The sequence below is a fragment of the Embleya sp. NPDC020886 genome, assembly GCF_044333915.1.
Taxonomy (GTDB): domain Bacteria; phylum Actinomycetota; class Actinomycetes; order Streptomycetales; family Streptomycetaceae; genus Embleya.
This window is the reverse complement of the sequence record NZ_JBIRRX010000001.1, coordinates 514,843-531,988: the sequence shown is the minus strand read 5'-3', so window position 1 is coordinate 531,988 and position 17,146 is coordinate 514,843. Positions and strand designations below refer to the sequence as shown.

14 protein-coding genes are annotated in these 17,146 nt (G+C 73.2%); 11 read left to right on the top strand and 3 right to left on the bottom strand.

What is annotated here, in order from left to right; all coding sequences use genetic code 11:
• Positions 1-37: 37 nt before the first annotated feature.
• Positions 38-631: a hypothetical protein gene (locus ACH4U8_RS02215; RefSeq protein ID WP_360312836.1), complete on the top strand. Its 594-nt coding sequence runs from the start codon at positions 38-40 to the stop codon at positions 629-631.
• Between the two features lie 96 nt (positions 632-727).
• On the top strand, positions 728-1,096 hold the full coding sequence (locus ACH4U8_RS02210; RefSeq protein ID WP_360312838.1) for a hypothetical protein: 369 nt from the start codon (positions 728-730) through the stop codon (positions 1,094-1,096).
• Positions 1,097-1,109: 13 nt separating this feature from the next.
• On the opposite strand, the gene ACH4U8_RS02205 is transcribed toward ACH4U8_RS02210, so the two are convergent.
• Complete coding sequence (locus tag ACH4U8_RS02205) at positions 1,110-1,772, bottom strand: hypothetical protein (RefSeq protein ID WP_395775581.1); 663 nt, start codon at positions 1,770-1,772, stop codon at positions 1,110-1,112.
• 200 nt (positions 1,773-1,972) lie between these two features.
• Positions 1,973-4,120: a RecQ family ATP-dependent DNA helicase gene (locus ACH4U8_RS02200; protein ID WP_395775580.1), complete on the bottom strand. Its 2,148-nt coding sequence runs from the start codon at positions 4,118-4,120 to the stop codon at positions 1,973-1,975.
• Positions 4,121-4,375: 255 nt separating this feature from the next.
• Here ACH4U8_RS02200 and ACH4U8_RS02195 point away from each other — a divergent pair, with 255 nt between their 5' ends.
• The 3 genes from ACH4U8_RS02195 to ACH4U8_RS02185 all read left to right on the top strand — a co-directional run bounded on the left by ACH4U8_RS02195 (position 4,376) and on the right by ACH4U8_RS02185 (position 8,389).
• Positions 4,376-5,470, top strand: coding sequence for a DUF4192 domain-containing protein (locus tag ACH4U8_RS02195; protein ID WP_360312844.1), 1,095 nt, complete (start codon positions 4,376-4,378; stop codon positions 5,468-5,470).
• A gap of 154 nt (positions 5,471-5,624) precedes the next feature.
• Positions 5,625-7,565, top strand: a complete 1,941-nt coding sequence (locus tag ACH4U8_RS02190) for a glycogen debranching N-terminal domain-containing protein (RefSeq protein WP_395775579.1) — start codon at positions 5,625-5,627, stop codon at positions 7,563-7,565.
• A gap of 116 nt (positions 7,566-7,681) precedes the next feature.
• Entirely contained in the window at positions 7,682-8,389 is a 708-nt protein-coding gene (locus tag ACH4U8_RS02185) for an NUDIX domain-containing protein (protein WP_360312847.1), read from the top strand.
• 57 nt (positions 8,390-8,446) lie between these two features.
• Here the strand turns inward: ACH4U8_RS02185 and ACH4U8_RS02180 are convergent, their stop codons facing one another.
• Complete coding sequence (locus ACH4U8_RS02180; RefSeq protein WP_395775578.1) at positions 8,447-8,899, bottom strand: hypothetical protein; 453 nt, start codon at positions 8,897-8,899, stop codon at positions 8,447-8,449.
• Between the two features lie 189 nt (positions 8,900-9,088).
• Here ACH4U8_RS02180 and ACH4U8_RS02175 point away from each other — a divergent pair, with 189 nt between their 5' ends.
• The 6 genes from ACH4U8_RS02175 (at position 9,089) to ACH4U8_RS02150 (ending at position 17,063) form a co-directional block, all read left to right on the top strand.
• On the top strand, positions 9,089-10,552 hold the full coding sequence (locus ACH4U8_RS02175; RefSeq protein ID WP_395775577.1) for an ATP-binding cassette domain-containing protein: 1,464 nt from the start codon (positions 9,089-9,091) through the stop codon (positions 10,550-10,552).
• A complete protein-coding gene (locus ACH4U8_RS02170; RefSeq protein ID WP_395775576.1) occupies positions 10,549-11,307 on the top strand; it encodes an ABC transporter permease in 759 nt (252 codons plus the stop codon). Before ACH4U8_RS02175 ends, ACH4U8_RS02170 begins: the two co-directional genes overlap by 4 nt.
• A 151-nt stretch (positions 11,308-11,458) precedes the next feature.
• The gene (locus ACH4U8_RS02165) at positions 11,459-12,313 is read left to right on the top strand and encodes a FadR/GntR family transcriptional regulator (RefSeq protein WP_395775575.1); all 855 of its coding nucleotides are present in this window, start codon (positions 11,459-11,461) and stop codon (positions 12,311-12,313) included.
• Between the two features lie 226 nt (positions 12,314-12,539).
• A complete protein-coding gene (locus ACH4U8_RS02160; protein ID WP_360312857.1) occupies positions 12,540-14,177 on the top strand; it encodes a SpoIIE family protein phosphatase in 1,638 nt (545 codons plus the stop codon).
• Between the two features lie 255 nt (positions 14,178-14,432).
• The gene (locus tag ACH4U8_RS02155) at positions 14,433-16,031 is read left to right on the top strand and encodes an RNA polymerase sigma factor (protein WP_395775574.1); all 1,599 of its coding nucleotides are present in this window, start codon (positions 14,433-14,435) and stop codon (positions 16,029-16,031) included.
• Positions 16,032-16,268: 237 nt separating this feature from the next.
• Positions 16,269-17,063 carry a serine protease gene (locus ACH4U8_RS02150; protein WP_360312861.1) on the top strand — a complete coding sequence of 265 codons (795 nt, stop codon included), beginning with the start codon at positions 16,269-16,271 and terminating at the stop codon, positions 17,061-17,063.
• The last annotated feature ends 83 nt before the right edge of the window (positions 17,064-17,146 follow it).

Sequence of the window (17,146 nt, the reverse complement as noted above, 5' to 3'; positions counted from 1 at the left end):
ACGAACCGAGCCTTCCCCAGACATGACTGTGAATCCGGTGACTGCCGAAAACACCGCGGACTCGACGTCCGCACCCGAAACCCCGTCCGTACCGCGCCCGTCCGGCGCGGTGCCCAAGCCCGGACCCCGACCGGGCCCGAAGCCGGGCCCGCCCAAGCCCGCAGTACCGCGTCAGGCGACCTCGGCCGGGGGTACCGCCCCGGCGAAGCCGGGCAAGCCCGGCAAGCCCGCTCCGGCCGCGTCGGCCGCGCCGCGGGTCACCCTGATCCCGGCGACCGAGGAGAACGTCTTCGACGCCGCGGACGACGCGGTGGACGCGCTCCTGGAGGCGGGCACCGAGCCCGGCTCGATCCTGGTGCTGACCACGGGTGGACCGCACCCGTGGCAGCAGCACGAGGAGACGTTCGGCGCCGCGCAGTACTGGCGTCAGTACGACGAGGGCAAGGACGTCTTCTACGCGTCGCTGCCCGCCTCGCGCCCGTTGCGCCGGGCCGCGGTCGTGGTCGTGGTCAACGGATTCGCCGAGCGGGACTCCGCCGCGCAGATCCTGACCGCGGCACTGACCGCCGGGGCGTCGGTGACGGTCTGCGGCGACATCGAGCTGGTGCGCGCGCTCACCGGTGTCGCATAGCACGTCGTAGCACGCAGGGGGCCCGCTCGTATCCGGTCCGATCGAACTCGGGCCCCCTGCCCCGCGAACCCCGAAGGTCGGCTACGGTTCGTTGCCATGTCGGAATCGCCGTCGATCGCACAGCTCCTTGACCGGTTCCTCAGCGACCAGGAGGACCGGCTGAAAATACAGCAGTACCGGGCCTGCAGCACCGTCATAGACATGTTGTCGGGCTATCTCAACCGGTACGCCTACATCACCCTGATCGGGGCCGAACGCCAGGAATGGGACCGCGCCTTCTCGGCCGGTGACGACCGGGCGTTCTGCAACGTGTTCGGGGTGCGCAAGTTGATCGCCGGGATCAAGCCGTTCCACGCGCAACATCTGCGTACGCGGTTGCAGAGCCCGGAGCTCGTTCAGGACCACGCGTTGACGGTCACGACCGATCTGGTCGATTGGCTCGCAGAGCGCGGTCTCACCGCCTGATCCAAAGCGTTCGTCAGGACGCGGAAGGTCGTACCAGGGGAGTGGGCCCCGTCTCCGGCAGGTAACGCACCTGCGGCAGTTCAGTCGCGGGTCGGGCCGGGGCGATGCCCGCTGCCCTGATCGGCCTGCTGCCGCCGGGACCGCCGCCGCGGCCCGGGCGCAGCGCCGGGGTGCGCCCGGAGCGCCCGTCGGCGATCAACTGCCAGCCGTCCTGGGAGACGACGGCGACCGCGCCGCAGCGCAGCCCGTGCAGCACGCACGCGTCGTGCAGCCCCCACATCCAGCGGCCGTCGTCCGCTTCCCACTCGCGCGTGCCCGCCCGGTGGATCACCAGCACCGTGGTGTGGGTCGGGGTGGTGCGCCGCAGGTCGTCCGGGACGATCAGGCGCAGGTTCGCCAGGATCAGGTTGCGGCATCGCCAGCCGTCGGTGCGGCCCTCGCCGAAGCCGAAGGAGGCGCTGGCCACCGGGCGTTCGGAACGATCCAGCACGCCGACCACGGCCGTGCGGGCGACCGGTTGGTGCAGGTCGTACAGGCGTTTGATCAGCGCGCGCGGGTCGCGCAGCAACGGAATCCCATGGGTGCGCCAGGATTCCGGGTCCAGCCAGCGGGAGGGACTGGCCGTGGGCGCGCCGTGGCGAGCCGGCGCGGTGGAGGCGGTGGTGGCGATGTGCACGGTCCTCCTTCCGTCCGAAGCGGACAGCGGCGCACGCTCCGACTACGGGCGGCTCGCGGCGGAGCGGCGCCGGATGGGCCCGCACGGGAATGTGAAGAGAACGCCTTGTCGATTCTTGCCTGACGCCTGCAAACTCGGCAACACGTAAGTGTGAGCGTTCGGTACGTCCGCGTGACGACGCGGGGGCGACCCGGCGTCGGTCACCCCTCCATCGTGAGCACCAGGGGCAACACTTCGCGGGCACCGGCCCGGCGCAGCAGGCGGGCCACCACGGTGAGCGTCCACCCGGTGTCGGTGCGGTCGTCGACGAGCAGGATCGGCGCGTCCAGGGCGGCGACCCGCTCGACCAGTGGGTCGGGCAGCACGAAGGCGTCGGCGATCGAGCGCAGCCGCTGTGCGCTGTTGCTGCGCGGCGCCGGACCGCCCGCGCCGGGTGTGTACTCGACGCGGCCCAGCCAGGGGAGTCGGCCGATCGAGGCCAGCCGCTCGCCGAGGCTGTCGATCAGCGCGCCGCGCGTGTGCGAGGCGATCGTCACCACGCCGCCGGGGCGGTTGGGCCAGCCCCAGTTGGCCAGGACCTGGACGACGGCGTCGAACGCGGCGTCCGGGATCGGCCCGTCGGGCCTGCCGGGGGCCAGGATCGGGCGCAGCCGGTTGCCCCATCCGATGTCCGAGGAGCGGCCCAGCGCCCGGCCGACGGCGGCCTGTTCGCCCTCGGGGATGCGGCCCTTGAGCTCGACGCCGGCCACCGCCATGCCGGTGGGCCACATCCGGCGCGGCTCCACCTCCACCCCCGGCCGGCCCAACGCCGCGCGCGCCGCCTCGCGCGAGGCGGGATCCACCCGCGCGTCGTGGCGCGGGCCCGCGCACGCGTCGCAGCGCCCGCACGGGGCGGCCTCCGGGTCGTCCAGGCAGCGACGCAGGAACTGCATGCGGCAGGTGCCGTCGGCCTGGTAGTCGCGCATCGACTGCTGCTCGTGCTCGCGAGCCGCGGCCACCCGCGCGTAGCGCTCGGCGTCGTACTCCCAGGGGCGGCCGGTCGCGGTCCAGCCGCCGCGCACCCGCTTGACCGCGCCGTCCACGTCGAGCACCTTGAGCATCAGCTCCAGGCGGTTGCGGCGCAGGTCCACGAGCGGCTCCAGGGCCTGGGTGGACAGCGGGCGCCCGGCGCCCGCCAGCGCGGCCAGGGTGCGCTCGACCTGTTCGCGGGCGGGGAAGCCCAACGAGCCGAAGTAGCGCCAGATCGCCTCGTCCTCGCGCCCGGGCAGCAGCAGCACGTCGGCCCGGTCGACGGCCCGCCCGGCCCGGCCGATCTGTTGGTAGTAGGCGATCGGCGACTGCGGGGCGCCCAGGTGCACGACGAAGCCCAGGTCGCCCTTGTCGAAGCCCATGCCCAGCGCCGACGTGGCCACGAGCGCCTTGACCCGGTTGGCCAGCAGGTCGGCCTCGGCGACCCGGCGCTCGGCGTCCTCGGTGCGGCCCGAGTAGGACGCGACGGCGTGCCCGCGCGAGCGCAGGAACGCGGTGACCTCCTCGGCCGCGGCGACGGTCAGCGTGTAGACGATGCCCGAGCCCGGCAGCTCGGGCAGGTGGGTGTCCAGCCAGGCCAGCCGGTCGACCGCGTCGGGCAGCCGCAGCACGCCGAGCGAGAGGCTCTCCCGGTCGAGGGTGCCGCGCAGTACCAGCGCGTCACCCGCGGGGTCGAGCTGCTCGGCCACGTCGGCGCTCACCCGCGCGTTGGCGGTCGCGGTGGTGGCCAGGACCGGGACGCCGGTGGGCAATTCCTCCAGGAGAGTGCGCAGCCGGCGGTAGTCCGGGCGGAAGTCGTGCCCCCAGTCGGACACGCAGTGCGCCTCGTCCACCACGAGCAGGCCGGTCGTGGCGGCCAGCTTGGGCAGCACGGTGTCGCGGAAGTCGGGGTTGTTCAACCGCTCGGGGCTGACCAGGAGCACGTCCACGGAGCCCTCGGCCACCTCGGCCTGGACCGCGTCCCAGTCGTCGACGTTGGCCGAGTTGATGGTGCGGGCCCGGATCCCGGCGCGGGCGGCGGCGTCGACCTGGTTGCGCATCAGGGCCAGCAGCGGCGAGACGATCACGGTGGGCCCCGCCCCGCGCTCGCGCAGCAGTGCGGTGGCCACGAAGTAGACCGCGGACTTGCCCCAGCCGGTGCGCTGTACCACCAGGACCCGGCGACGGTCGGCGACCAGCGCCTCGACCGCGCGCCACTGGTCCTCGCGCAGCCGCGCGTCGCCCCCGGCCAGGTCCCGCAGCACGGCGTCGGCGCGGGTGCGCAGGTCCGTCGTGGGGGCGGGGTGGGCGGCGGGGGTGGTGGCGCGGTCCTCGGTCATGCCTCCCTTTGTAGTCGCCGCCGGCGACATTGCGAAAAGGAGGTCCGGGTGGTTTGTGGACAAACGTGTCGGCTTCGCGGGGTGCGCCGACGCGTCCGGGGTGGGGCGCCGGTCGCCCGCCTCGGGTGGGCGCCCGGCCGATCGACGCGGAGGTGATCGAACGAGTTGTCGAGGTACGCGTCAACAAGAGCCGAGTTGTGCACAGGTCGCCCCCGGGTGCCGGGCTCGGATCGCGAGCGGGCGCACGCTCGCCCCATGAACGACACCGATGGTTTCGACCGCACCCCGTTCGTGGCGATGTCCCCGCAGTCCGTGCTGCGGGTGCGCTCGCCCGCCGATCTGGTGGAGGCCGTGCCGTACCTGATCGGCGTGCGGCCCACCGACAGCGTGGTGCTGTTGGGCATCCTGCCGGGCGAGCGCAGCCGGGTCGGCCCGGTGTTGCGGCACGACCTGCCGCCGCCGGCCGATTTCGAGCCCGCCGCCCGGCACTTCGCCCGACTGCTGGTGCGCGCCGGCGCGCGCGGCGTGGCCGTGGCGATGTATCCCGACGGCGCCGAGGCTGCTGCGGGAGGGCCGGCGGTGGAGGTCGGGTCGGCGGCCGTCGAGCGGCTGCGGCCGTTGCACGCGGCGATCGCCCACGCGTGTGCGGCGCACACGATCGAGGTGCGCGAGGCGGTCTGCGTGAGTACCGAGCGCTGGTGGTCCTACGGCTGCGCCGACGACCGGTGTTGCCCGACCGAGGGCACCCTGCTGCGTACCGAACGCAGCTCGACCGTCGCCGCGACGGCGGTCTGGGCGGGCCTGCCGGAGCCGATGTCGTTGGCCGAGTTGGTGCGCCGCTTCCGGCCGCCGGAGTACGCGATGCGCGAACTGATGTTGCGGGCGTACGAAAGTGTGCGGGCCCGGCCGGAAGAGTTCGCGGCGCGGCGCACGCTGACCGCGCTGGCCGGTCACCGGGCCAGGTTCCGGGCCGGCGACACCACGATCGAACCGGCCGAGGCGGCGCGCCTGGTGCTCGGGTTGGGCGACGCCCGGGTGCGCGACGATGTGATGGCCTGGCACGACGAACAACCGGGCGGCGCCGACGACGTGGCCCTGCTCGCGCTGTGGACCGCGCTGGCCCGCCGAGCCTTCGCCCCCGCCTCCGCGCCACCGCTCACCCTCGCCGCGTGGGCGGCCTGGACGATCGGCGACGGCGTGTTGGCCCGGGTCGCGGTGACCCGGGCGTTGCGGGCCGACACCGGATACACGATGGCGCGACTGCTGCACTCGGCGATCAACAGCCCGCTGAGCGCGGCCGAGGTGCGCCGACGGATCTTCCGCGATGCCGTGACCAACCGGGCTCCGTGACCGTTGGGGGGCCGGGGGCCACACGGCGACGCACGGTCGACGGCGGGGCGGACCGCCGGCGGGATCGCCGCCGGCTCCGACGCGGGGCGGCGATTCGCCCGTGTCGGGTCCACGAGCAGCGGCCCACGAGAAGCGGGAGACGAGAGCGGTGACCGTGAGCACGATCCCACATCCCCTCGCGCACGAGGCGCTCGTCTGCGTGGACGCGCCCGGCATGGTGATCGGTGGGCTGGACGGGCAACTGCGCGGGCACGGCGTCCAGGGCGTCTACCACGACGGGCGGCGCACCCTCTCGCGCATCGTGCTGACCATCGGCGGTACCGAGCCCGAGCCGCTGTCCGGACACGTGGTCGCGGCCGACGCCGTGCGCTACCTCGCGATGCGCCGATTCGCCGCAGACGGCACCCCCGACCCCGGCCTGGTGATCGAGCGCACCCGGCACGCCGCCGGTCGGGAGCGCCTCGTACTGCGCAACACCGGCCGCCGGGCGCTGCGGCTGCCGATCGAACTCGCCCTGGGCGCCGACCTGATCCCGCTCGACGCGTTACGGGCCGGACACCGGCCGACCGAGTTGCGGGCCCGGGTCGCCGCGGCGGGTCTGGGCTGGAGCGCACCGGACGGTACGAGCGTGCGGGTGAGCGCCGAGCCCGCACCGAACACCGCGCTGGCCGCCACCGCGACGCTGCGCTGGGACGTCGACCTGGAGCCGGCCCGCTCGTGGTCGGTCGAACTGCGCGTGGTCGCCGAGCCGGCTTCCGGCCGACCCGGCCCGCGCGCCTTCTCCGGTCGGCCGCCCTGGACGCAGCCCCGGGTGCGCTGCGACGACGTGCGGGTCGCCGGCTGCCTCGACCAGGGACTGCGCGACCTGCGCGCACTGTTGGTGGTCCCCGATCCCGACCTGCCGACCGCGCCGCTGCCCGCAGCCGGCGCGCCGTGGCAACTGGCCCCCACCGGGCGCGACGCGTTGTGGACCGCCCGGATGTTGCTGCCGCTGGGCACCCGATTCGCGAGCGGTGTACTGCGGTTGCTCGCCGCCCGTCAGGGCGTGCGGGTGCGGCCGCGCGGCGAGGACCCCGGGCGGATCCCGCACACGCTGGGCCGGGCCGGCGAACCGGCCCGCTACGACTGCGCGGGCTCGACCGCGCTGTTCGTCACGCTGTTCGGCGAAGCCTGGCGCTGGGGGCTGCCCGCCGCCGAGGCCGGCCCGTTGTTGCCCGCGCTCGGCCGGGCGCTGGGACACCTGTCCCGAACGCTCGGCGAGCGGCCCGGCGACTTCGTCCGGCTCGGCCCCGAAGGGCCGGCGCCGTGCGAACTCCAGGCGCAGACCTACCAGGCCGCGCGGCACGGCGCGGCGTTGCTGGACGCGCACGGTCTGCCGGGCGCGGACGCCCTGCGGGAGCGCGCCGAGCAACTCGGCGTCGCCTTCCGCCGGGCGTTTCGCGCCGAGGACGCCGCGGGGGAGTACTACGCGGCGGCGCTCGACCCGGCCGGTCGGCCGATCACCGTGGCCTCGTCCGCGATGGCGCACCTGCCCGGCAGCGGCATCCTGGACGACACCGGAAATCGGGCGGTGGCCCGCCGGTTGACCGCGCCCGACCTGGACTGCGGCTGGGGGCTGCGCGGCACCTCGACCCGGCTTCCTGGCTACCACCCGCTCGCCGCCCGAGGCGGCGTGGTGCGCGCCCACGACACCTGCGTGGCCGCCGCCGGACTCGCCGAAGCGGGCCATCTCGACGCCGCACAGCAGTTGTTCGCCGGGTTGTTACACGCCGCACCGTGGTTCCAGTACCGATTGCCGGAGATGCACGCGGGCGAACAACGCGCGCAAGGCCACGCCCCGGTGGCCCATCCGCTGGCCTGCCGCCCGTTCGCCCGCGCCGCCGGGGCGATCCTGCCGGTCCTGGTCGCGCTCGCCGGCATTCGGCCCGACGTGCCGGCCGGACGGGTCACCGTGCGCCCGCCCGGCCCGCTGGACATCGGCGAACTCGAACTGCGCGACCTGTGCGTGGCCGGCGAGCCGTTCACGGTCCGGGTCAACCGGGCCGGCCAGGCGATCGTGGAGGAGGCGGCGAAGGGCATCCAGCTCGCGATCTGAACCCGGCGCCCGGTGACGCGACGCCACCACCCGCGTGCACGGGGTATGCCCACCGATCGCAATCCGTTTTATCGTCAGCCAGACAGCTAGTGCCCTCCGGGCACTAGGATCGCCCCATGCCACGCTCCGAGACCTCGCTCTTTCCGCCCTTCGGAGTCACCGTGGATCTTGTCGTCCTCACGGTGCGCGAGCACGCTCTGAGCGCCTTGACCATCCGCCGGGGCGAACCGCCGTTCCAGGGCGCCTGGGCGTTGCCCGGCGGCTTCGTGCGCGAGGGCGAGGGCCTGGAGGCCGCCGCGGCGCGCGAACTCGCCGAGGAGACCGGCCTGGACCGGCTGCCGGTGCACCTGGAACAACTCGCCACCTTCGGCGACCCCGGCCGCGACCCCCGGATGCGGGTGGTCAGCGTGGCCTATCTGGTCCTGGCCCCGGACCTGCCCGCGCCGCGCCCCGGCGGCGACGCGGCCGGGGCGCGCTGGTCCTCGGTCGGCGAACTGCTCGGCGACAACAGCCGACTCGCCTTCGACCACGGACGCATCCTGGAGGACGGCGTCGAGCGCGCCCGCTCGAAGATCGAATACTCCTCGCTCGCCGCCGCGTTCTGCCCCGAGGAGTTCACCGTCGGCGAGCTGCGCCGGGTCTACGAGGCGGTGTGGGGCGTGGCCCTGGACCCGCGCAACTTCCACCGCAAGGTCACCGGCACGCCCGACTTCCTGGTGCCCACCGGCGGCACCACCACCCGACAGGGCGGCCGGCCGGCCCAGCTCTTTCGGCGCGGCTCGGCGGAGAAGCTCAACCCGCCGATGTTGCGCCCCGAACCCTGACCGACCCGGCTCGGGTGAAGCCCGCCCGCTTGCCGTGTCCCGCGTGCCCGCGACCCGTCAGCCCTGGCCACCCAGATCGAGCCCGCCCGCGTCGTAGGCGAGTTGCGCGTCCCGGCTGCGGTGGTGACCCACCAGCGTGAGCAGTTCCAGCACGCGCGGTCGCAGCGCCGGCCACCCGGCGATGCCCTGCGGTCCGTGCGCGATGCCCGCCAGGACGTCGTCCAGCAGCAGGCCGAGCCGGGCGTGTTCACCCCGCAGCCGACACACCGCGGGTTCGAACCTGGGATCCGCCCGGCGCACCTCGTCGTAGAGACCGTCGGGTCCCTCGGTGGCCACGACATGTTCGTACAGATCCGCCCGCAACTGCCGCAACCCCGCGCACAACGCGGCCAGCCGGCGCGGCCCCGGCGGCCCGGCGACCAAACCGTCACGGACGATCAACAACGCGTCGTCGAGGTCGCCCCGCCTGCGGCGCACGGCCTCCAGGACACCCGGATCGGGAAGAGACATGGCGACCTCCAGAGGCGGTACGCGGCGGTATTTCGATGATCCTCCAGGAACCGGCGGCCTGTCCAGGTTCGGCGGCCTTTTCCACAGCTCGCCGATACGACGTCAAATGCCGGGAAAATTATCTTTTCGCCGGTATGTTGCCAAAGATTCATAGATCTCCCGTATCCGGAGTGGCGAGGAGCGACGGCGATGATCCAGACACGCGGGCTGACCAAGAGATACGGCGGCATCGTGGCCGTCGACGACCTGTCCTTCGATGTGCTCCCCGGCAAGGTCACGGCTCTGCTCGGGCCCAACGGCGCGGGCAAGTCGACCGCCCTGCGGCTGATGCTCGACCTGGAGCGCGGCGGGGGCGAGACGCTGTACGACGGCCGACGCTACCGGCGGCTGCGCCGACCCGGTGCCGAGGTCGGTGCCTGTGTCGGCGCCACCGGCGCACATCCGGGGCGACGGGTGCGGGCGCACCTGCGGATGCTCGCGGCGGCCGGCGGAATCCCGAACCGCCGGGTGAACGAGGTGCTCGACCTGGTCGGGTTGACCCCGGTGGCGGGCGCCCGGGTCCGGGTGCTGTCCGCGGGCGCGTTGGGCCGACTCGGGCTGGCCGGCGCGCTGCTCGGCGATCCGGGCACGCTGGTGCTGGACGAACCCGCGACCGGCCTGGATCCGCAGGGCGTGCGCTGGCTGCGCGACTTCCTGCGCGCCTTCGCGGCCGACGGCCGTACGGTGCTGGTCGCCGGACACATCCTGGCCGAGACCGCGAATTGCGCGGATCGGGTCCTGGTGATCAGTCGGGGTCGCCTGGTCGCGGACGAATCGGCGCTCGACTTCCTGCGCCGCGGGGTGCGGGCCGGGGTATCGGTGCGCACTCCGCAGGTGGCCCGGCTGTCCGCGCTGTTGCGGGCCGAGGGCGTGCACGCCGCCCGCTCCGGCGGCACCACGCTCGTCGTGACCGGCGCCGACCGGGCCAGGGTCGGCGAGATCGCCTTCCGCGGCGGGATTCTGCTGCACGAGTTGGCCGAACGCGAGCCCGGAGTCGGCGACGCGTTCACCGATGTGATCACCGTGCGCCGCGAGCGCCCCCAGGTCGCGATGGACGAGGACGCCCCCGACGAGGGGTCGGCCGGGCTCGGGTCGACCAACCGGCCCACCGAGGAACTCGTCGGGTTCGGAGCCGAGTTCACGACCGAATTCGCCACCGGGTTCACGGCCGAATCCTCGACCGGGCCCGACCCCGCGACGGCACCGGCCGCGGCGCCGGCCGGCGCGACGTCGGCGACCGTGCTCGGGACCGGGCACGATCGCGCCCCCGGGCCCGACCCGCACGCCGAGTCCGAGCAACCCGCGGCCCGGCCGCGAGCGCAGACCCCGCAGCCGGTCGAACCGGGATCCGCGCCGGCGACCCGCGACACCGCCTCGATCGCCGCGCCCGAGCCGCACCGGATCGTCGAGACGCACGCCGATCCGGCCGCCGGCCGCGAGACGCCCCGCGCCGCGCACCCGGCCGCCGAGGCCGGCGCCGACACCACCGCCGCGCGGAACCCGAACCCGAACCCGAACGCGACGCCCGCCGCGCTGCCGCCGAGGCGCCGATTCGCCCGCACCTGGCGTTCCACCGAACGCACCCGGCAGACCGACGAGGTGAGAAGCGCATGAGCGCGATCGCATACGAATTCGTGCGGGCCCGCAGCCTGCGCACGACCTGGTGGGGCCTGCTGGGCCTGCTCGCGCTCGCCGCCGGCGCCGGCTGGGTGGCGGCCCGCCAGGCCGGCGCGGCCCCGATCGATTCCGCCGAGGTGGCCCACCTGGTCACCGCCGGCCCCGGCCGCACTCCCGCGCTGATCCCCGCGATCATGCTGCTGACCGCCCTCGCCTGTGCGCGCGAGCAACGCCGGGACGCGCTGCCCGCCCTGCTGCTCGCGTTGCCCCGGCGTGGGCGGGTCTACCTGGCCAAGCTGGTCGGCACCGCGTTCGCGGCCGTCCTGGTCGCCGTCCTGGCGGTGGCCGCGAGCGTGGGCACGGCCCGTGTCGTCTTCGGCCCGACCTTCCCCGACACCGCGGCGATCGAGGCCCCGGCGACCCGGATCCTGGCCGGCTTCGTCGCCTACGTGCTGCTCGCCGCCGTACTCGGCCTGGCGATCGGCACCCTGTCCCGAGGCGCGGCGCTGATCGCGATCGCCGCCGCGGCGCTGCCCGCCGGCGCCGAACGCCTGATCGCGGCGGCGATTTCGGCCGGTGTCCCGCCGGCGCACCGAGACCTGGTGCGTTACCTTCCGTTCCGCGCCGCCGATCGCATGCTCGTCGTCGGCGACGGCAAACTCGCGCCGGTGGTGGCCGGCTCCGTGTTGGCCGCGATCACGCTCGTGCTCACCGTGCTCGCCATGATCACCTTCGTCCGCCGCCGGGCCTGAGCCGGTTTCGATCGACGTCACACTTTCGGACGATCGACCCGCAAGGTAGATCACCCTTTCGTGTGTTTTTCAGCCGAGAGCGGGTTTGCTGCTCAAGCCGGACCCGTTCGAGGCCGAGATGGAGAGCGTGAGTATCGCTGCCCATCAGACAATGACCCACGCCCCGGCGAGCGGATCGGCCGACGCGTTCCGCGCCGGCGAGCCGGGCGCCGCCGGCACCGACCCGATGTCCCGCCGGCCGTACGTGTGGGACGGACCCGACCTCGAACCGGCACGCGCCGTGCGCAAACCGGGCGTCGGCCGAGGCCGCGGCCTGCACGGCCAACTCGTCCAGCAGCTCGGCCAGATGATCGTCGCGGGCGAGGTGGGCGCCGAACGTCCGCTGGTGCCCGAGGAGATCGGCCAGCGCTTCGAGGTCTCCCGGACCGTGGTGCGCGAATCGCTCCGGGTCCTGGAGGCCAAGGGCCTGGTCAGCGCCCGGCCCAACGTCGGCACCCGGGTGCGCCCGGTGAGCGACTGGAACCTGCTCGACCCCGACGTGATCGAGTGGCGCGCGTGCGGCCCGCAGCGCGACTCGCAGCGTCGCGAACTCTTCGAACTGCGCTGGGGCATCGAGCCGTTGGCCGCACACATGGCCGCGTGCCGCAACCACCCGGAGATCGTCCGCCGGCTCGGCGACGTCGTGGAGATCATGCAGCGCGCCGTCGCCCAGCCCGACCCGCTGACCTTCAGCCGCGCCGACGCGGAGTTCCACGGTCTGCTGCTCCAGGTCGCGGGCAACCGCATGCTCGACCACCTCGCGAGCATCCTGGCCGCCGCGCTCCAGGTGTCGGGAGGCCACGTGGCCGGCTGCGAGCACCTCTCCGAGGCGTCCGTCGCGCTGCACGCGCGCCTGGTCGACGCGGTCGCCGCCGGCGACGGCGAGAGTGCCGAGGTCGCCATGCGTTCGCTGCTCGCCGTACACCCCGAGGTGGACCGCCAGTTCCCCGCCCCACGCGAGGGCTGACCCGCAGTCGAGGGACCGTGCCACGCGAGAGCGAGGACACGAACGCGTCGCCCCTTCGCCGACCCGCCGCCCGGGTCGACGAAGGGGCGCGGGTATGTCCGAGCCCGCCCGCTTATCCGACGTACGGAGAGTTCAAGCCAATCACTCCCGGTGAGAAGGTTCGCGTGCGTACTCTCGATACCTGACTCGCCGGCCCGGAGTTGCCAACAGGTGGGGTTGTGAGGCAATGAACGACGACAAGGTCGGATGCGAGCGGCTCGCCGGGATCGACGCGGCACTGCTGGCAACCTTGACCAGCCAGGGATCGACGGCATTCGCGTTCTACGATCGGCGCCTGCATTGTCGGCGGGTCAGCGGCGCACTCGCCCGACTGGCCGGCCGCTCGGCCGAGGACCTGCTCGACCGACGACCCGACGAGGTCTATCCGCCCCCTCGCGCCCGCCGGATCGAGGCCACCCTCTCCCGGGTGCTGGCCTGCGGCGAGCCGTACGTGGAGACCCACACCAGTCGCGGCTCCGACCGCGACGAGCCCGCCGACCGGGTCGGCACGGCGCGCTCCGACGAGCGCGAACGCGCTTACGAGTCCCAGTGGTTGCCGGTGCGCGAGGCGGGGGACGAGGCGGGGCCGGTGATCGGCGTACTGCTGGTGGTGCGCGACATCACCGAGCAGCGGCGCTGCGTGGAACTGCTGCGGTCCAGCCAATGGCGTACCGCCCGGCTCCAGGCGATGACCGCGCGGATCGCCGGCACGCTCAGCGTGCCCGAGGTGGAGGAGGCGGTCGAGGAACTGGGCGTCGGCATCGCCGCCGCGTGCTCGCAGGCGTATCTGCTGGACGAGACCGCGCCGGTATACCCGTGGCCGAACGTGCCCGCGCAGCGCACCGTCACCCGCCGGCGCGGCCTGCCCGCGCACTGGTCGGCGGACCTGGTGGCCGCGGTGACCGACGGCATCGCGCGGTACACCTCGAACGACGGCCCGGGCGCCTCCCGGGTGCTCCTGCCGCTGGTCGGCTCCGGGGCGCCGCTGGGCGTGCTGCGCTACACCTTCGACGACGGACGGGCGTTCGACCCGGACGACCGGATCTTCCTGGAGGCGTTCGCGGGGCAGTGTGCGCTGGCCATCGAGCGTTCACGGCTGTACGAGCGCGAGCACCGCACCGCCGTCGCGCTGCAGCGCAGCCTGCTGCCCGAGCGGCTGCCGGCGGTGCACGGCGTCGAGTTCGGCTTCCGCTACCTGCCCGGTGCACCCGACTTCGAGGTCGGCGGCGACTGGTACGACGTGTTCCAACTGCCGGACGGGCGAGTGGCGATCGTGGTCGGCGACGTGATCGGCAAGGGCCTGACCGCGGCGGCCGGCATGGGCCGGGTGCGCTCGGCCCTGCGCGCGCTCGCCTTCACCGACCCCGAGCCCGCCGCCGTACTCACCGGCCTGGACCGGCTGTTCACCGCGACCGAGGACGACGAGTCGCTGACCACTCTGGTCTACGCCGTGGTGGATCCCGCGACCGGCCTGCTCGACCTGGCCGACGCGGGCCACCTGCCGGTGGTGCTCGTCTCGGCCGACGGCAAGGCCAAACTCGTCGAGATCGGCGAGGAGTCCACCCCCCTGGGAGTTGCGGAACGGCGGACGCAACACACCATTCGACTCGATCCGGGGGACATCCTGATCGGCTTCTCGGACGGCCTCGTGGAGACCCGCGGTCGCGGCCTCGACGAGGGCCTGGACGACCTCGTGGAGATCGCCCGCGGACCCAACGAGGGCCTGGAGGCGCTGTTGACCGACATCCTCGAAGGACTGCTCGGAGACCGGGACCGAGACGACGACGTGACCATCCTGGGGGTACGGATCACCGGTGACGCGTGACCGGATCCCTCACACAGGGTGTGGCGCGTGCCGCAAGAGGGAACCGTGTGAGCTGCACCACCGAACGGGTGCGTAACACTTCTCCGCCTGGCCCGATGAGTACGAAGGTGGCAGCCGTTCGGGAATAGCAGAACAGGCCGCTGCGCTGATCGGAGCGCAACGGTTTGCCGGAACCACGCTGTCCGCCCGAGTGTCGTTCGCTTGGCGGCGCCTGCCTGTCCACCAGGTCGTGACGCCGTCCAGATCGTCGAGAGGTTGTTCGTGTCGGCCAGCACATCCCGTTCGCTCCCGCCCGAGATCGCCGAATTCCTCAACGTGAAGTCGTTGATCGAGCGGGGTGAGGCCCAGGGGTACATCGCCAGCGACGAGGTGCGTCAGGCGTTCGAGGCCGACCAGATTCCGGCCACTCAATGGAAGAACGTCCTGCGCAGCCTCAACCAGGTCCTCGACCAGGAGGGTGTGACCATCATGGTCAGTGCCGCGGACTCGGCGGCGCCCAAGCGCACCCGGAAGAGTGTGGCGGCCAAGAGCGCCGCCAAGCGGACCGCGACCAAGACCGTCGTCTCCAACCGCACCGTGACCGCCGTGCCCGCCGCGACCGAGCCGGCGACGCCCGAGGCCGACGCCGCGCCGAGCACCGCCGCGACCGAGACCGCCCCGGGCGCGCCCACCGCGCCCGGCGCGCCCGCGACGAGCGCCGCGCCGCGCAAGAGCGCCGCGAAGAAGACCACCGCCGCGGGCACCGCCAAGAAGGCCGCGCCGAAGAAGGTCGCCGCCAAGAAGACCGCCGGCAAGACGGGCGAACCCGACGCCGAGGCCGAGGAGTTGCCCGAGGACCCCGAGGCGGTCGTCGAGGACGCGGTGCCCGACGAGCCGGAGAGCAAGGGCTTCACCCTCTCCGACGACGAGGACGATGCCCCCGCGCAGCAGGTCGCCGCCGCCGGCGCCACCGCCGACCCGGTCAAGGACTACCTCAAGCAGATCGGCAAGGTCCCGCTGCTCAACGCCGAGCAGGAGGTCAACCTCGCCAAGCGGATCGAGGCCGGCCTGTTCGCCGAGGACAAGCTCGGCTCCGGCGACAAGCTGCCACCCAGGCTCCGGATGGAGCTGGAGATCATCGCCGAGGACGGCCGCCGGGCGAAGAACCACCTGCTGGAGGCCAACCTGCGCCTGGTGGTCTCGCTGGCCAAGCGCTACACCGGCCGCGGCATGCTCTTCCTGGACCTGATCCAGGAGGGCAACCTGGGCCTGATCCGGGCGGTCGAGAAGTTCGACTACACCAAGGGCTACAAGTTCTCCACCTATGCGACCTGGTGGATCCGGCAGGCGATCACCCGGGCCATGGCCGACCAGGCGCGGACCATCCGCATCCCGGTCCACATGGTCGAGGTGATCAACAAGCTGGCCCGCGTGCAGCGCCAGATGCTCCAGGACCTGGGCCGCGAGCCCACCCCGGAGGAGCTGGCCAAGGAACTGGACATGACCCCCGAGAAGGTCATCGAGGTGCAGAAGTACGGCCGCGAGCCGATCTCCCTGCACACCCCCCTCGGCGAGGACGGCGACAGCGAGTTCGGCGACCTGATCGAGGACTCCGAGGCGGTCGTGCCGGCCGACGCGGTCAGCTTCACCCTGCTCCAGGAGCAGTTGCACTCGGTGCTCGACACGCTCTCCGAGCGTGAGGCGGGGGTGGTGTCGATGCGTTTCGGGCTCACCGACGGTCAGCCCAAGACGCTCGACGAGATCGGCAAGGTCTACGGGGTCACCCGGGAGCGCATCCGCCAGATCGAGTCGAAGACCATGTCGAAGCTGCGCCACCCGTCCCGCTCCCAGGTGCTGCGCGACTACCTGGACTGAGCCCGCGGGCGCGGCCCGGCCGTGCCCGCAACGAACATCGGCCCCGGATACACCATCCGGGGCCTTCGTGTGTGCGCCTGCCGAGGAAATCACCCGTTCGCCCAAAGCGAGGATTCCGGATCGCCACGCTGGGGCACCGGCTTCTACCTGACGGTAGCCGGCGAGAGGTTCCCCATGATGGTGCGAGCGCCCGAGCGGAACAGACGCAGCAAATTCCGGCGGTACACACGAGGATCGATGGTCGCGCTTGTCACGGTCGTGACGGCGGCACTCCTGATCGGCGCCACCCCCTCGGGGCCGCCGCGCGTGGTGGTCGGTGGGAGCCCTGCGGACACCGCGACGTATCCGTGGGCGGTGGCCCTGTCCAGTCGAGCCGAGTACGGATCCGCGCGATCGGGGCAGTTCTGCGGCGGCACGCTGATCGCACCCACCAAGGTGCTGACCGCCGCGCACTGCATGTACGACGCCAACGGCAACCGGGACGACCGGCCGGACCTGAAGGTGATCCAGGGACGGACCGACCTGCGCGGCACCCAGGGTCGGGAGGTGGCGGTCGGCCGGGTCCAGGTGAATCCCGACTTCGACCCGAGCCGGATCTCCGGCGACTGGGCGGTGCTCACCCTCGCCGAGCCGCTCGGTACGGGCCTGGCCTCGATGGTGGAACAGGACGCGGACATTTACGCGAGCGGCACCGCGTCGACGGTGTTCGGCTGGGGTGACACCACGGGGCGCGGCGACTACTCCTCGACACTGCGTCAGGTCACCGTGCCGCTGGTGTCCGACGCGACCTGCGCGACCGCGTACCCGGGTGGGCGGTACGGGACGTACGAACCGGCCTCGATGGTGTGCGCGGGTGAGCGGCAGGGGGGCAAGGACGCGTGCAGTGCGGACAGCGGTGGCCCGCTTCTGGTCGCCGGTCGGGTCGCCGGGATCGTCTCGTGGGGAGACGGATGTGCCCTGCCGGGTAAACCGGGCGTCTACACCCGGGTCGCCGCGTTCGCCCGGGACATCCGGGATGCCGCCGGATTGTGAGGGATATCACGGGCCGTGAGGGCGGTGACCGCCCCCCTGGGTGACGACGACAGACGCCGATGGCGGCCACCTCGCGGTGGCCG

Bases quoted from the DNA above. Each gene is read 5' to 3' on its own strand.
- ACH4U8_RS02210 (WP_360312838.1), top strand. From the start codon at position 728: ATGTCGGAATCGCCGTCGATCGCACAGCTCCTTGACCGGTTCCTCAGC.
- ACH4U8_RS02200 (WP_395775580.1), bottom strand. From the start codon at position 4,120: ATGACCGAGGACCGCGCCACCACCCCCGCCGCCCACCCCGCCCCCACG.
- ACH4U8_RS02195 (WP_360312844.1), top strand. From the start codon at position 4,376: ATGAACGACACCGATGGTTTCGACCGCACCCCGTTCGTGGCGATGTCC.
- ACH4U8_RS02185 (WP_360312847.1), top strand. From the start codon at position 7,682: ATGCCACGCTCCGAGACCTCGCTCTTTCCGCCCTTCGGAGTCACCGTG.
- ACH4U8_RS02180 (WP_395775578.1), bottom strand. From the start codon at position 8,899: ATGTCTCTTCCCGATCCGGGTGTCCTGGAGGCCGTGCGCCGCAGGCGG.
- ACH4U8_RS02175 (WP_395775577.1), top strand. From the start codon at position 9,089: ATGATCCAGACACGCGGGCTGACCAAGAGATACGGCGGCATCGTGGCC.
- ACH4U8_RS02170 (WP_395775576.1), top strand. From the start codon at position 10,549: ATGAGCGCGATCGCATACGAATTCGTGCGGGCCCGCAGCCTGCGCACG.
- ACH4U8_RS02165 (WP_395775575.1), top strand. From the start codon at position 11,459: ATGACCCACGCCCCGGCGAGCGGATCGGCCGACGCGTTCCGCGCCGGC.
- ACH4U8_RS02160 (WP_360312857.1), top strand. From the start codon at position 12,540: ATGAACGACGACAAGGTCGGATGCGAGCGGCTCGCCGGGATCGACGCG.
- ACH4U8_RS02150 (WP_360312861.1), top strand. From the start codon at position 16,269: ATGGTCGCGCTTGTCACGGTCGTGACGGCGGCACTCCTGATCGGCGCC.